The 14,271-nt window shown below is 73.8% G+C and carries 13 protein-coding genes and 1 pseudogene; 7 read left to right on the forward strand and 7 right to left on the reverse strand.

Annotated features, from left to right (window positions below; genetic code table 11):
• The first annotated feature begins 4 nt into the window (after positions 1 to 4).
• Positions 5 to 268 carry a 50S ribosomal protein L27 gene (gene rpmA / locus IPM45_15985; protein ID MBK9181032.1) on the forward strand — a complete coding sequence of 88 codons (264 nt, stop codon included), beginning with the start codon at positions 5 to 7 and terminating at the stop codon, positions 266 to 268.
• A 15-nt stretch (positions 269 to 283) separates the two neighbouring features.
• Here the strand turns inward: rpmA and IPM45_15990 are convergent, their stop codons facing one another.
• Positions 284 to 1,360, reverse strand: a complete 1,077-nt coding sequence (locus tag IPM45_15990; GenBank protein MBK9181033.1) for an HD domain-containing protein — start codon at positions 1,358 to 1,360, stop codon at positions 284 to 286.
• Between the two features lie 298 nt (positions 1,361 to 1,658).
• Between IPM45_15990 and IPM45_15995 the strand changes: the two genes are divergently transcribed.
• The 6 genes and pseudogenes from IPM45_15995 (at position 1,659) to IPM45_16020 (ending at position 7,281) form a co-directional block, all read left to right on the forward strand.
• Positions 1,659 to 2,213, forward strand: coding sequence for a pilus assembly protein (locus IPM45_15995; GenBank protein ID MBK9181034.1), 555 nt, complete (start codon positions 1,659 to 1,661; stop codon positions 2,211 to 2,213).
• Positions 2,210 to 2,833, forward strand: coding sequence for a pilus assembly protein (locus IPM45_16000; protein ID MBK9181035.1), 624 nt, complete (start codon positions 2,210 to 2,212; stop codon positions 2,831 to 2,833). Before IPM45_15995 ends, IPM45_16000 begins: the two co-directional genes overlap by 4 nt.
• A 137-nt stretch (positions 2,834 to 2,970) precedes the next feature.
• Positions 2,971 to 4,560: a Tad domain-containing protein gene (locus IPM45_16005; GenBank protein ID MBK9181036.1), complete on the forward strand. Its 1,590-nt coding sequence runs from the start codon at positions 2,971 to 2,973 to the stop codon at positions 4,558 to 4,560.
• Positions 4,561 to 4,607: 47 nt separating this feature from the next.
• Entirely contained in the window at positions 4,608 to 5,849 is a 1,242-nt protein-coding gene (gene obgE / locus IPM45_16010) for a GTPase ObgE (GenBank protein ID MBK9181037.1), read from the forward strand.
• A 7-nt stretch (positions 5,850 to 5,856) separates the two neighbouring features.
• Complete coding sequence (gene proB / locus IPM45_16015) at positions 5,857 to 6,963, forward strand: glutamate 5-kinase (protein ID MBK9181038.1); 1,107 nt, start codon at positions 5,857 to 5,859, stop codon at positions 6,961 to 6,963.
• Between the two features lie 72 nt (positions 6,964 to 7,035).
• Positions 7,036 to 7,281: pseudogene (locus tag IPM45_16020) on the forward strand (type IV toxin-antitoxin system AbiEi family antitoxin domain-containing protein).
• A 15-nt stretch (positions 7,282 to 7,296) separates the two neighbouring features.
• Here the strand turns inward: IPM45_16020 and IPM45_16025 are convergent.
• The 6 genes from IPM45_16025 to IPM45_16050 form a co-directional block, all read right to left on the reverse strand.
• Complete coding sequence (locus IPM45_16025; GenBank protein MBK9181039.1) at positions 7,297 to 7,692, reverse strand: hypothetical protein; 396 nt, start codon at positions 7,690 to 7,692, stop codon at positions 7,297 to 7,299.
• Positions 7,693 to 8,019: 327 nt separating this feature from the next.
• Positions 8,020 to 8,841, reverse strand: coding sequence for a PspA/IM30 family protein (locus tag IPM45_16030; protein MBK9181040.1), 822 nt, complete (start codon positions 8,839 to 8,841; stop codon positions 8,020 to 8,022).
• 10 nt (positions 8,842 to 8,851) lie between these two features.
• Positions 8,852 to 10,480 carry a murein biosynthesis integral membrane protein MurJ gene (murJ, locus tag IPM45_16035; protein MBK9181041.1) on the reverse strand — a complete coding sequence of 543 codons (1,629 nt, stop codon included), beginning with the start codon at positions 10,478 to 10,480 and terminating at the stop codon, positions 8,852 to 8,854.
• A 30-nt stretch (positions 10,481 to 10,510) separates the two neighbouring features.
• Positions 10,511 to 11,266, reverse strand: a complete 756-nt coding sequence (locus IPM45_16040; protein ID MBK9181042.1) for a hypothetical protein — start codon at positions 11,264 to 11,266, stop codon at positions 10,511 to 10,513.
• 12 nt (positions 11,267 to 11,278) lie between these two features.
• On the reverse strand, positions 11,279 to 13,123 hold the full coding sequence (locus IPM45_16045; GenBank protein MBK9181043.1) for a substrate-binding domain-containing protein: 1,845 nt from the start codon (positions 13,121 to 13,123) through the stop codon (positions 11,279 to 11,281).
• On the reverse strand, positions 13,120 to 14,187 hold the full coding sequence (locus tag IPM45_16050) for a substrate-binding domain-containing protein (protein ID MBK9181044.1): 1,068 nt from the start codon (positions 14,185 to 14,187) through the stop codon (positions 13,120 to 13,122). Before IPM45_16050 ends, IPM45_16045 begins: the two co-directional genes overlap by 4 nt.
• Positions 14,188 to 14,271 lie beyond the last annotated feature (84 nt).

Raw genomic sequence — 14,271 nt, forward strand, 5'->3', positions numbered from 1 at the left:
GCAGATGTCCAAGACCAAGGGCGGTGGGTCCACCCGCAACGGCCGTGACTCCCACGCGCAGCGGCTCGGCGTGAAGGTGTTCGACGGCACGCGGGTGCAGGCCGGCGCCATCATCGTGCGCCAGCGCGGCACCCGGTTCCATCCCGGTGAGAACGTCGGCCGGGGCGGCGACGACACCCTGTTCGCCACCGCTCCGGGCACCGTGAAGTTCGGCAGTCGCAAGGGCCGTCGTCTGGTCGACGTGCTGGCCGAGACCGCCCGCGTCTGAGCGGGCCCCGACGCGTCAGACGCCCCGGGGGAGCGCCGAGGGCGACCAGCCCAGGCGCTCGACGGCCAGGTGCAGCGCGAAGCGGTCGGTCATGCCGCTGACGTAGCGCACCGCCCCGGCCACAGCGTCGACCGACCCGGGTGCGGCCGGCGGCGCATCGGTGACGGCCTCGGGGTGCTCGATGAACCAGCCGGTGAGGTCGCGGAGCAGCCGGATCACCCGCCGGGCCTGGTCGAGGGCCTCGGGCCGCAGGTAGATGCGCTCGTAGTTGAAGGCGCGGAAGGCGGCCAGGGCCTCGGCCTCGGCGGCGCGCATGCCCACCTGGCCGGTGGTGGCGATGGTCTCCAGCATGGCCGTGATGAACCGGTGGAGCTGGCCCCGGCGGTCGCGGCCGACCACGTCGGCGATGTCGGTGGGCAGGTCGGCGGGGCTGACGATCCCGGCGCTCACCGCGTCCTCGAAGTCGTGGCAGAGGTAGGCGATGCGGTCGGCCCAGGCCACGACCTCGCCCTCGGGGGTGGTGGGGGCGGGCCGGTTCCAGGAGTGGTTGCGGATGGCGTCGAGCGTCTCGGCGCACAGGTTCAGCGGGGCCAGGACGACGTCGGCCCCGTAGACCGCGTGGTGGTAGCCGCCTTCGAGGTAGGGCGACAGGGCCTCCTCCGAGGCGTGGCCGGCGGGCCCGTGGCCGCAGTCGTGCCCGGTGGCCGCGGCCGAGGTGAGGGCTGCGTTGAGGCCGGCGGCCCGGGCGATGCTCACCGCCACCTGGTTGACCTCGATGGCGTGGGTGAGGCGGGTGCGGAGGTGGTCGTCCTCGGGCGCCACGAAGACCTGGCACTTGCCCGCCAGCCGCCGGAACGGCTTCGAGTGGTGGATGCGGTCGAGGTCGCGCTCGAAGCAGGTGCGGAACGGGTCGGGCTCCTCGGGCTCGACCCGACACCCGGCACCTCGGGAGCGGGTGGCCGACGGCGCGAGGAGCGCCTCCTCGGCCTCCTCCCGGGCGTGACGCGGGTGCAGGACGTGGCCGGGCTCGCCCACGAGGAGGGGCCCATGGGCCCACGCGGTGTCGGCGACGGGCTCGCCGATCTCGGCCATGGGCTCACGGTAGCGACCGGTTGTGACGATGAAGAGGATCGTGAGGCGCCGTCGCACCGCCGTCACCACGGAGCGTGGGCCATTCGGCCCATTTTCGGCGCGTGGGGTGGTCACGGTGGGGGAGCCTCCGTACGATCGGGATGGGCGTCCGGCGACGGTCGCCGGTTTCTCCCGCCGTGACGACGAGCCGCAGGGGGCGGCGCCGACCATGCGTACCCATGCTCCGGGAGCCCAGCACCGGGTGTCCGGCCGTGCGGCCGGTCGGCCGGTGGGGCGCGCCCGGGGGCAGCGGGGGGCCGTGCTCGTCGAGGCCGCCTTCGTGCTGCCGATCCTGGCCCTGGTGATGTTCGGCATCCTCGAGTACGGCGTCGCCTTCAAGAACGGCGGCATGGTGAGCCAGTCGTCGCGTGCCGCGGCCCGGGCCTTCGCGGCCGAGCCCAGGTCCGACGAGGCCGCCGACGCGGCACGCTTCGCCGCCGAGGACGCCCTGAACTCGCTGGTGTCGGCGACGCCCCTCAACCTCTACCTGTACCGGGCCAACCCCACCACCGGTCAGCCCTGCTCCAACTCGGGCTGCACCGGCAGCAGCACCGTTTCGGCGGTGTGCACGTCCGGGTCCACGTGGTGCCTCAGCTACACCTGGAACGCGGGCACGTCCGACTTCGTCCTGAGCGGCGGCTCGTGGCCGCCGTCCTCGCGCAACGCCTGCCTGGCCACGGCCGACTCCGTCGGCGCGCAGGTCAGCGCCCGGTACAACTTCTTCACCAACTTCTTCGGCTCGTCCACCACCCTCACCGACCGAACCATGATGCGGCTGGAGCCGATGCCCGTCGGGTTCTGCGCGCCGACATGAGCGCCTCGCTGCCGCCGCGGCGCCACCCCGCCCGCTCCCCCCGGCGGACCCGCCGCTCGCGCGGCGCCACCATCGTCGAGGCCGCGATCGTCTTCCCCATCGTGATGCTGTTCTCGTTCGGCATCCTCGAGTGGGGCATGGCCATGAAGAACGTGAACACCACGTCGGCCGCGGCCCGAGACGGCGCCCGGGCCTTCTCCACGCTCCCGCGCAGCGCGCTGGCGCCCGATGCCGCGAAGGGCGTGGTGGAGCGCGACCTGAGCGCCCTGTCGAACGGGACGCCGCAGCTGCTCTACCTCTACCGGGCGAACCCCCAGACGGGGCTTCCCTGCTCCGACACCGCCTGCACCGGCAGCGGCACCCTCACGCCGGGCGGGTGCCCGACGGGGTGGTGCCTCCAGTACCAGTGGAACACCGGCACCCGCCGCTTCGACCTGACCAGCGGCTCATGGCCGCCGTCGAGCCAGTACGCCTGCCCGGACGGCCCCATGTCCGTGGGGGTCTACGTCACGGTGCAGCACTCCTTCGTCACGGGCTTCTTCGGCGCCTCCCGCACGCTCGCCGAGCGGTCGATGGCGCGGCTGGAGCCACTCCCCCGCAACGTGTGTGGTGCGACATGACCTCGACCCGATCCTCCTCTGCCAGGCCCGCCTGTCTCGACCGATCGGCGAGGTGGCGATGGTCCCAGCCGCCCCGCCGAGCCGGCCGGCGTGAGGAGGGCGGGTTCGTCATCGCCTGGTTCGCCCTCCTGCTCGTGGTGCTCCTGGCCTTCGCCGGCTTCGCCATCGACGTGGGCAACTGGTGGTGGTCGGCGACCCGCATCCAGAAGGCGGCCGACGCGGCCGCCCTCGGTGGGGTCGTCTACATGCCCGGCAACCCCTCGTCGGCGGCGACCCTGGCCCGGTCGGTCGCCACCGCCAACGGCTACACCAACGGTACGGGCGGCACCACCGTCGCCGTGAACGGCACGGCGCGGCCCAACCAGCTGCAGGTCACCATCACCGGCCGGGTCACCAACTTCTTCGCCGGGCTCCTCGGGTTCGCCACCACGAACATCACCCGCTCGGCGCTGGCGGAGTTCGACGACGAGCTCCCCATGGGCTCGCCCACGAACAAGCTGGCCAACGACCCCGACAACCCGCAGACGCCCTACCCGGAGCACTGGCTCAACACCGCCGCGCCCAACGCCACCAAGGTGTCCGGTGACCGGTTCGCAGCACGCCAGTGCGCCAGTGGGTGGCAGTGCTCGGGCGGCGTGAACAACGAGTGGGACACCAACAACTACTTCTTCGCCGTCGACGTCGGCCCCACTGCGGTCGCCTCGGGCCAGCCGCTGCGGATCGAGGTGTTCGACCCCGCCTACGTGTACGTGGGCGACCTCTGCACCGTCAACCTCCCCAACGCAACCCAGCTCGCCACCCTGGTCGCCCAGGGCTACACCGACGCCGCGACCCGCTACGCCAGCGGCTCCACGAGCGCCTACTGCACCGGCGACATGAACGTGGGCGGCAGCAACGAGGTGACCTCGTACCTGGTCCGCTCGCCCGACTCGACCCCGTGGGACCCGGCGAACAACCCGGTCATCTCCTCGTGCAGCCGCCAGTACCAGCCCACCAGCGCAGCGGTGTACCCGTTGCTCAACGGGCAGGTCGCCCAGGTCAACAACCCGGCGGCCTTCCCCGGCTACTTCCGGCGCTGGGCCACCATCTGCACGATCAACAACCCGGTCGAGGGCCAGTACTTCCTGCAGGTGCGGTCCACGGCCGCCACCGGCTCGCCCGAGACCTTCTCGGCGAGCATGAACAGCACCGGCGGCCACAACCGGTACTCCGTCCGGGCCGGCATGGGCGCAACCGGCGAGCCGGCGGCCTCCGACGTGAAGGTGTTCGCCAAGGGCCGGCTGCCCATCTACACCAACGTGGCCGCCACCGGGAGCGTCACGCGGAGCAGCACCTTCTACCTGGTGCGGGTGACACCCGCGCCCAGCACGGGGCGCATCCTCAACCTGCAGTTCTGGGACATCGGCGACACCAGCAGCGGCGACGTCGACCTCTTCATCCAGGCGCCGAGCGAGTCGGCAGCCTTCACCGGCTGCCAGTACACGGTCGACGGGGGCAGCCTGACGAACGCGCCGAACTGCGCGATCCTCGACCGCAACAGCGGCAACAGCAACGGCCGCCTCTACCAGATGAGCATCCCGATCTCCACCAGCTACACCTGCAACGAGGGCGACGTCACCAACGGGTGCTGGGTGAAGGTCCGGATGGACTTCACCAACGCCCAGCCCAACGACACCACCACCTGGGGCGCGAACATCACCGGCGACCCGGTCCGCCTCGTCGGCTGAGGCCGCCGGCCGGGGTCGAGGGCCCGGCGACCCTATCCTGAGCGCCCGTGTCCGGCTTCGTCGACGAGTGCGCGCTGAACGTGCGCGGTGGGGACGGCGGTGCCGGGTGCGTGTCGTTCCGACGCGAAGCCCACGTGCCCAAGGGCGGGCCCGACGGGGGCGACGGGGGCGACGGGGGCTCCGTGTGGCTGGTGGCCGACCACAACGTCGCCTCGCTGCTGGCCTTCCGCGACCACCCCCATCGGCGCGCCGCCGACGCCGCCCACGGCCAGGGCAAGGCCAGACACGGGGCGTCCGGCGCCGACCTGCTGGTGGCCGTGCCCGAGGGCACCGTCGTGCTCGACCCCACCACCGGCTCGGTGCTCGCCGACCTGGCCGCCCACGGCGACCGGTACCTCGCCGCGGCCGGCGGGCAGGGGGGCAAGGGGAACGCGCGGTTCCTGTCGAACAAGCGGCGGGCACCCGGCTTCGCGGAGCAGGGCGAGCCGGGCGAGGAGCGCTGGCTCCGCCTCGAGCTCAAGCTGCTCGCCGACGTGGCCCTGGTGGGGTTCCCGAACGCCGGCAAGAGCACCCTGATCAGCCGGATCTCGGCGGCCAAGCCCAAGATCGGCGACTACCCGTTCACCACCCTCGAGCCGCACCTGGGCGTGGTGCGGCTCGGCGGCGGCACCGAGTTCGTGGTGGCCGACATCCCCGGGCTGATCGAGGGTGCGAGCGAGGGGCGGGGTCTCGGTCACCGGTTCCTGCGCCACGTGGAGCGGGCCCGGGCACTGGTGGTGCTGGTCGACCTGTCCGCCCTGGCGCCGCACGCCCCGGCGGAGCAGGAGCGGATCCTGCTGGACGAGCTGGGCCGCTACCAGCCCGAGCTGGTCGCCCGGCCGCGGGTGACGGTGGGCTCCAAGGCCGACGTTGCCGAAGCGGGCGTCGCCTGGGCCGGGCCCCGCATCTCGGCGGTGACCGGAGAGGGCCTGCCGACGCTCCTGGGCCAGGTCGCGCAGCTGGTCACGGCGGCCCGGGCGGCCACCCCGGTGTCCGGGTCGTTCGTGGTGCACCGGCCCGTGCCCGAGGGGATCCGCGTCGAGCGCACGGGCGACGGGTTCGCCGTGCTGGGTCGCCAGGCCGAGCGGGCGGTGGCCCTGAGCGATCTCACGAACCCGGAGGCGTTCGCCTACGCCCACGACCGCCTCCGGCGGCTTGGCGTGTTCCGAGCGCTGACCCGCGCCGGCGCCCGCGCCGGCGACGTGATCCACGTGGGGTCGATGTCGTTCGACTACGAGCCCGACGAGTGAGGTGCCGGTGATCGCCGTCGTGAAGATCGGGACGTCGTCGCTGACCGACGCCGGCGGCCGCATCGACCTCCGCTCGGTCGAGAAGCTGTGCCGCGAGGTGGCCGACGTGCGCGCCGCCGGTCACCAGGTCGTGCTGGTCACCTCGGGCGCCATCGCGGCCGGTGTCGAGGCGCTGGGGGTGGAGCGGCCGGCCGACGTGGGGACGCTCCAGGCGCTGTCGGCGGTGGGCCAGAGCCGCCTCATGCGCACCTACGACGACGTCCTCGGCGCGGTCGGCCTGGTGGGCGCCCAGGTGCTGCTGGTGCCCCTCGACTTCGTGCACCGTCGCCAGTACCTGCACGCCCGGCAGACCCTGGGGCGGCTGCTCGAGCTGGGCGTCGTGCCCGTGGTGAACGAGAACGACGCCATCGCCGACGACGAGATCCGCTTCGGCGACAACGATCGCCTGGCCGCTCTGGTGTCGCACCTCGTGGGGGCCGAGCTGCTGGTGCTGCTCACCGACGCGCCCGGCCTGCTCACGGCCGATCCCCGCGTCGACGACGAGGCCTCGCTCATCGAGGAGATCGTGCAGATCGACCACCAGCTCGAGGCCCTGGCCGGCGGGCCCGGCACCGACCGGGGCAGCGGGGGCATGGCCTCGAAGCTGGCCGCCGCCAAGATCGCGGCGTGGTCCGGGGTGCGGACCGTGATCGCCGCGGCCGACCGGCCCGGGGTCCTGGCCGGCGCGGTGGCCGACGAGGTCGGGGTCGGCACGGTGGTGCGCCCGCACGCGCACCGCCGCTTGACGGCCCGGAAGCTGTGGATCGCCTTCGCGGTGGGTTCGGAGGGCACGGTGGTGGTCGACGACGGGGCCCGGCGCGCGGTGCTCGACCGGGGGACGTCGTTGCTCGCGGCAGGTGTGGTGGCCGTCGACGGCCAGTTCGGCGAGGACGCCCCGGTCGAGGTGGCGGGGCCCGACGGGCAGGTGTTCGCCAAGGGGCTGGTGCGCTTCGACGCAGCCACGTTGGCCGACGTGGCCGGGCGGCGTTCCTCGGAGCTGCCCGAGGGCACCGCCGGTGTGGTGATCCACCGGGACGACCTGGTGGTCGTCCCGACCCGCGCCATCGCGGGTTGATCCGCGCCACCCCGGGTCGACCCGTGCCATCGCAGGCTGATCCGCTCCACCGCAGGCTGATCCGCTCCACCGCTGGTTCCCCGTCCCGCTTTGCGGGCCATCCGGGACGCAGAAGCGGGGGGAGGCGAGGCTGACACAGCGTCCTGGCATCGTCGGGGTGTGAACCGGGCCGACCGCATCCTCGTCGACGTGCTCGCCAACCAGCTCGGGCTGGCCACCACCCCCCAGCTGGTGCAGGCCGGGCTGTCGCGATCGAGCATCGCCCGGCGCAACGCCTCCGGCGTGCTGGTGCCGGTCCACCCCGGCGTCCACCGGCTCTCGGCGTGGCCGGCATCACCGACCCAGCGGCTCCTGGCGGCCTGCCTCGCGGCCGGCGACGGCGCGGCCGTGTCGCACCGCTCGGCCCACCTCCCCGAGGCGCACGTCGCCCGAGTCGGGCCGCTGGCGGTCACCACCCTCGAGCGCATGCTGCTCGACCTGGGCGCGGTGGCTCGCCCGTTCCTCGTCGAGCGGGCCCTGGAGGAGTGGCTGGTGCGCCGGCTGGTGACGGGAACGTCCGTGGTGGGTCTGCTCCAGGAGATGGCCCGGTCGGGGAGGAACGGGGTCGGTGCGCTCCGGCGGGCCCTCGAGCGCCAAGAGCTGGCCGACGCCCGTCCCGACAGCACGGCGGAGATGCTCGTCGCTCGCCTCGTGGGTGACCACCCGCTGCCCGAGCCCGTTTACCACCACCTGGTCGTCGTGGGGGCGCGGGTGTTCGAGGCCGACTTCGGCTACCCGTGGTGTGCGGGGATCGTGGAGATCGACGGGCGGACGGTGCACGAGCGGATGGCCACCGCCGAGGACGACCGCGAGCGCCAGCACGTCCTCGAGGACGCCGGCTGGAGCGTCCGGCGCCACCTCCGCCGCCAGCTCGTGCTGCGTCCCGCGCAGGTGGCCGCCGACCTCCGTCGATGCTCACCCGGTTCACCGCTTCCCGCGTCGCGTGACCGTCCGTCGCGGGTTCTCCGTCCCGGGTGGCCCGGTGAGCGGGACGGGCGGGACGCAGAACCGCAGGAGCTAGGAGCCGGGGGTCGTCTCGGGCTCGGCCGCCGGCTGGGCCGCCGGCTCGGCCTCGACCGAGGCCGCCTCGGCCTGCAGCGACGCGGGCTCGGCGGCCGGGGCCAGGCCCAGCTGCGAGCGCAGCTCCGACAGGCGGGCCTGCGCCTCGGTGTTGCGCGCTGCCTGCTCGATCTCCAGCATCCGGCTCTCGACCGAGGTCTCGGTGAGCTCCGACATGCCCTTGGCCTTGGCGTAGCGCGCCTCGATCTTGTCGCGCACCTCGTCGAAGGTGGGCACGTCCTCGCCGACGGTCTCCGACAGCGAGGCCATGGCCGTGTTCATCTGCTCCTGCATCTTGGCCTGGTCGAGCTGCGACAGGAGCTTCTGGCGCTCGGAGAGCTTCTTCTGCAGGACGGCGGCGTTCTGCTGGACGGCGGCCTTGGCCTGGTCGGCCGCCTGGGCCGACTGCAGGCTCAGGGTCTTCAGGTCGTCGACCTCGTGCTCCAGGCTGATGAGGCGGTTGGCGAACGCCTCGGCCGCCTGGTTGTACTCGGCGGTCTTGGCCGTGTCGCCCCGCTTCTCGGCGTCGGCGGCCATGAGGAGGGCTTGGCGGGCGTTGCCGTTCACCTTCTCGAGCTCGTCCATGGCCCGGTTGAGCCGCATCTCCGCCTGCTTCTGGTTGGCGATGACGTTGGCGGCCTGCTCCTTGAGGCGCCGGTGCTGATCTTGCGCCTCGGTGATCGCCTGCTCGAGCTGGATCTTCGGATCGGCCCGCTCGTTGAACCGGCTGTTGACCTTGGCCGTCCAGTACTTCCACCAGCGCTTGATCGCCTTGAACATGGATCCGATGCTAGGCGCCCGGCACGGGGTGGCGCCCTCGGGAGCCGAGTCGGCCCCGCAGCTCGTGCACCGCCGGCTCGCGCAGCACGACGAGCATCGCCGCGTAGACCGCCAGGCCCACAAGCACCCCGACCGCGGTGCGGGCCACCGAGCCCAGCCCCGTGTCGGCCCCGACCACCCGGGTGACGCCCCACACCGCGGCCGCCATCACGAGGGTGGCGGCCAGCGGGCGTCCCAGCTCGGGTGGCACCCGTCCGTCCCCGAGGCCGCCGAGGCGCCGGGCGAGCACCGCGTGGGTGACTACGGGGGCCACCACGTAGGCGACCGTCCAGGCCAGGGCCAGGCCGGGCACGCCGATCCACGGGTAGAGCACCAGGGCGAGGGCCACGTTGACGGCGTTCTCGAGCACGTTGAGCAGGAAGGGCGTCTTGGTGTCCTGCCGGGCGAAGAAGCCGCGGAGCATGAACAGGTAGGCCGCCATGCCCGGCAGGCTGAGGGCGAACAGGGCGAGGGTGTCGCCGGTGAGCTCGGCGGAGGCGTCGCTGAAGGCACCGTGGTCGAGCAGCGCCGACACCAGCGGGCGGGCCAGCACCGCCAGGCCGGCGGCGGCCGGGAGCATCACGATCGCCGTCAGCCGGCGGCCCAGGTCGAGGCGTTGCCGGAACGTGGCCTCGTCGTGCTGCGATGCGGCCGTCGCCAGCTCGGGGGTGAACGTGGTGGTGATGGCCAGGCCGAGCAGCGCATAGGGGAGCTGCAGCACCAGGAAGGCCCCCTGGTAGGCCGACACCCCGCCGTCGGTCTGCAGGGCCAGGGCGGTCACCACGAGCAGCGAGACCTGGTTGGCGATGACGTAGCCGACGGTCCACCCGGCCAGGCGAACGACCCGGCGCACCGCGGGGTCGCGCCCGGCCGGGTGCCAGCGGAGCCGCACGCCGGCGCGCCGCAGCGCGGGCCAGAGCACCAGCGCCATGGCCGCGATCCCCGCGGTGGTGCCCGCGCCGAGCAGCGCGGTGAGGCCGGCGTCGCCGAGAACGTCGCGCACCTGGGGCGCGCCGCCGGCCAGCAGCGGGACGGCGATCAGCACGCCGATCACCACCAGGTTGTTCACCACCGGGGCGAAGGCCTGGGCCGCGAACCGCCGCCGGGCCTGGAGGAGGGCCGACCACAGGGCGGCCAGGCCGTAGAAGGGCAGCTGGAAGACGAACCACCGCAACAGGTCGGTTGCCAGCTGGCGCTCGGCGTCGGAGCCGGGGGTGTCGGCGGCGGCGGCCGTGTAGAGCCGGATCAGCCAGGGAGCGGCCACGAAGGCCAGGGCGGTGAGCGCAGCCAGGGCGATGAGCGCCACGCTCACCACGGCGGACGGCCCGTCGTCGTCGCCCCGCTCGAGGTGCTCCACGAACACCGGCACGAGCGTGGCGGCGAGCACGCCGCCGAGGAGCAGCTCGTAGAGGATGGTCGGGGTGTTGTTGGCGATGTTGTACGAGTCGGTGAGGGCGGTGAAGCCCAGCGCGAAGGCCATCGCCAGGAGTCGGGCGAACCCGGTGAGCCGGCTGAGCGCCGTGCCCGCACTCACCACCGCGCTGCTGCGCAGCAGGCGGCGGGCGGGCCGCGGGGACGACGCCGCCGTGGCCTCGGTCACGCCCGCCCCGCGATCACGCCCGCCCCGTGTTCACACGCCGAGCGCGGGGGTGCCGCCGGTCTCCTCGAGGGCCTGGCGGAGGGCCTCCAGCTCGCCCACGATCGAGTCGACGTCGCTGCCCAGACCCCCCAGGGACTCGTCGTCACCGGTGCCGACCGAGAGCTCGATGGCCCGAGCGACCGCCTCGTCGAGGCGGGCGTCGAGCAGCCGCAGGCGGTCCCGGGCGTCGGTCGCCACCCGGGTCATCCGCTCCGCCGACGACAGCTGGGCCCGCAGCGCCTCGGCCGTGCGCTCGATGCTGCTGCCCTCGGCCCCCGACGAGGCGTCGTGCTCGACCGCGGCCAGCTCGCGCGTGATCGACGTCACGTCGAGCTGCGCGAGGGCCTCGTCGAGGGCCTGGCCGCGGGTGGCGATGCGCCAGCACTCGTCGACGCCGTCCTGGATCCGGTCGCCGATCCCGGTGAGGCGCTCGCGCAGCGGGCCGGCGGCGATGGTGCGGGTCGCCTGGTCGAAGCGGGCCCGCGCCTGCAGGGCCTCCTGCACGAAGCGGCGCCACGGGTCGGCCAGGGCGAAGGGGTCGACGCGCTCGCGCTTGGCGGCCCGGGGCACCGACGCGGCGACCCGGGCGGCCCAGGCGGCCGCCCCGACGACCGGTGCCAGGAGGAGCGGCAGGCCGGTGGCGATGACGACGGCGGCCCCCACGCCGGCGAGGAGGATGCCCGACGGCGAGGTCATGGCGCGGGCGACCGGCGGGGTGAAGAACCGGTCGCGGAACCGAAGGGGCACAGGTGCAGCGTGTCAGAAGTTCGAGATGACCGCGGTGAACACCTTGTTGATGCTCGCGGGATCGCTGGCGTCGTAGACGGCCGCCGCGGTCGCCTCGGCGATGCGGCGGAGCGTGGCCAGGTCGGCGTCCTCGCCGTAGGCGATCGGGAAGACCCGCACCGGGCGGCTGGCCTGACCCTCGCTGCCGACCCGCAGGTCGGCCAGCAGCTGGTCGAGCTGCTCGTCGTCGTCGCTCGGGTCGCCGTCGTCGTTCATGCCGTCGGTGAGCAGCACGACCGCGTTGATGCGGGCGGGGTCGTAGGACGCGAGCAGCTCGTCGTAGGAGTCGCCGGTCACCTCGTACAGCGGCGTCCCGTTGGTGGGCACGAGGTTGCGGATCATCGTCTTCATCTGCTCGCGCTGCGGGCCGATCGGCCCGACCGACAGCAGGTCGACGTAGCTCGACTGCCCGTCGGGGCCGAGGTCGGTGGAGAAGATGCGCAGGCCCACCTCGTCGTCGGGTTTGAACTGGTCGAGCGCGTCGATGGCGGCCTCCTTGGCCAGGTCGAGCTTGGTGGCGCCGGTGTCGGGGTCGGCCAGGTCCCCCATCGAGCCCGACACGTCGACGACGAGCAGGACCCGGGCCGTCTTGCGCTGCTCGGCCCACAGCTCGAGGACGCGCTCGAGCACCGGCGGCTCGGGCACCTCGACGAGCGTCTGGGGCTGGTCGGGGTCGACGCCGTTGGCGGCCGTGATGGGCGCGCCGATCGCCACCTCGGGGTTGCCCGGCCGGAAGCCGAACTCGAGCACCCGCTGCTGGTTCTCGGGCCGCTGGACGTACCCCTCGAAGAGGGCCGCGCCCTCCTGCTGCTCGGGGGTCACCCAGGGCGCGTCGAGGACGATGAACGGGTTGTCGGAGAAGAGCGTGCCCTCCTCCGGGTAGACGGCCACCAGGGGCACGCGCGGCGGCCGGGGCTCCTCGCCGGGGTCGAGCACGCCGTCGGGGTTGCCCTGGTTGTAGTCGATCACCGACTTCTCCTCGACGGCGACGGCCGAGACGTACGTCAACGCCGTGCCCCGCTGGTCGGCCCGGAACCAGTTGTTGAGGAAGGTCATGGTGATGTCGCCGTAGTGCGCCACCGACGACTCGACGCTGCGCACGAACCCCTCGACGTCGGGCCGGTCGAGATCCTCGAGGGTCAGGTCGGACGTCTTCCCGGTGGCCGCGTAGTACTCGCCGATCGTGAACGACAGGCCGCTCGTCGAGAAGTTGGGGTTGGTGCGGCCCAGCTTGAACTGGCCCCACTCCGGGTGGCCGTAGGCGCCCCAGCCCTCACCGTTCGTGGCCAGGGCGGCGATGTCGGTGAAGCCGATGGGTTCGTCGGGCCAGCCCAGCGCCTCGGCCATCGGGCGGGGCATGGCGATCACCAGGGGAGTGAGCATGAACGGCTGCGAGGGCGGGGCCATGGCCGCCTCGCCCTGGTCGGCGAGCCGCTGGTTGAGGAGCGCCCCCCACGCGCTGGAGGCCGGCGACCACACCACCGGGCGAGCTCCCTCCACGTCGGGGTTCGGCCAGCCCTCGGCGAGCAGGGTGGTGGCCGCGCCGGACGCCTTGCTGTAGGGGCGCACGAACACGCACTGGTCGCCGACCACGGCCTCGTCCGACGCGTTGAACGAGCGGGCCAGGTCGGTGAGCAGGGCGATCTTCTCGGACGACACGGCCATGTCGACGGTGATGCAGTCGCCCGGATCGGCGTCGGCCAGGTCGCCGCTGTCGTCGCCGCCCCCGCCTCCGGTGCACGCGACGACGAGGCCGGCCGCCACCAGCGCGGCCACGGCCGCCAGGACCCAGCGCCGACGACCACCCCGTGCCCTCATCGGACCACCTCCTGCCAGAGCTGGCGCAGTGCGGCCAGCGCGCCGGCCGACGGCAGCCCGTCGTCGGCGGGGAGGGGGGGCTGGTCGGGGATCCCCGGCGCCGCGGGCTGGCCGTCGACCCGCCAGCCGCTGGCGGCCAGGGCGGCCGCGCCGTCGGGGCCCCGCACGAGCGACGCCAGCCGCTCGGCCGGTCGACGCCCGGCGGGGAGACCCAGCACCACGTCGGCGGTCGCCACGGGTGAAGGGTAGAGCAGGGTGAGGGCCGAGCTGCGGGCAGGGGAGCGCTCGAGGAGGGGGACCGCCTGGGCCTCGGTGGTGCCGACGGCGTCGAAGGCGGCCGGGCCCACCACGAGCAGCTGCTCGAACGCGCTGCCGGCGGCGGGAGAGAAGGTGGGGACGGCGTCCTCCAGCCTCGCCAACCAGGCGCGGAAGGCGTCGTCCTGGAAGTCGGCGGCGGACACGTCGGCGCGGCCGGCGTAGGAGGTGACGGCCTGGCCGAGCACGACGAGGCCGGTGGCGCTGGTGTCGGGGGGGTCGTGGCCGGGCTTCACCGGGCCCCAGGTGGTGGGCCCGCCCAGGTCGGCCCACCGCTGCCCGCCGACGTCGCCCAGGCAGCGCCAGGTGATCTCGCCGCCGCAGGCCGGTGCCAGCACCTCGGCCCGGTCGTCCCACACCGCCAGGACGAGGGGCGAGCGGGCGAGGGGTGGCCCACCGTCGTCGGCGAACAGCGGGGCGGACCCGGCGCGGGCGCGGGCCTCGTCGACCTGCTGGGGCCAGGGCGCGGGTACCAGCCAGCCGTCGAGGCCGGGATCGAGGGCGTCGACGTCGGACGCCGTGAGACGGGCGGCGGTGACGCCGGCAGGCTCCACCGTGACGGCGACCTCGTCGTGGTCGGCGGCGATGGCCTCGCACGCGTCGGCGACCTCGGGCGAGCAGGTGAGGCGCAGCACCCGCTCGGTGGTGTCGCCGCCGGTGTCGTCGCCGTCCCGGACGCGGTCGCGGAGCGCGAAGGCACCGGCCACCAGGCCGGCGGCCACCGCGAAGGCGACGAACCGCTTGAGCACTGGGGGGAGCGTAGGGGAGGCCCGTGACGACCACGGGGCGGGCATGGGGACGAGCGCGCCGGCGTGGCGCGCCTAGGGTCGAGT

The organism is Acidimicrobiales bacterium (assembly GCA_016716005.1).
In the GTDB taxonomy this organism is placed as follows: Bacteria; Actinomycetota; Acidimicrobiia; order Acidimicrobiales; family JADJXE01; genus JADJXE01.

Excerpts from the sequence above, each read along its gene's own strand:
- rpmA (MBK9181032.1), top strand. The coding sequence starts at position 5 with ATGTCCAAGACCAAGGGCGGTGGGTCCACCCGCAACGGCCGTGACTCC.
- IPM45_15990 (MBK9181033.1), bottom strand. The coding sequence starts at position 1,360 with ATGGCCGAGATCGGCGAGCCCGTCGCCGACACCGCGTGGGCCCATGGG.
- IPM45_16000 (MBK9181035.1), top strand. The coding sequence starts at position 2,210 with ATGAGCGCCTCGCTGCCGCCGCGGCGCCACCCCGCCCGCTCCCCCCGG.
- IPM45_16030 (MBK9181040.1), bottom strand. The coding sequence starts at position 8,841 with ATGTTCAAGGCGATCAAGCGCTGGTGGAAGTACTGGACGGCCAAGGTC.
- IPM45_16045 (MBK9181043.1), bottom strand. The coding sequence starts at position 13,123 with ATGAGGGCACGGGGTGGTCGTCGGCGCTGGGTCCTGGCGGCCGTGGCC.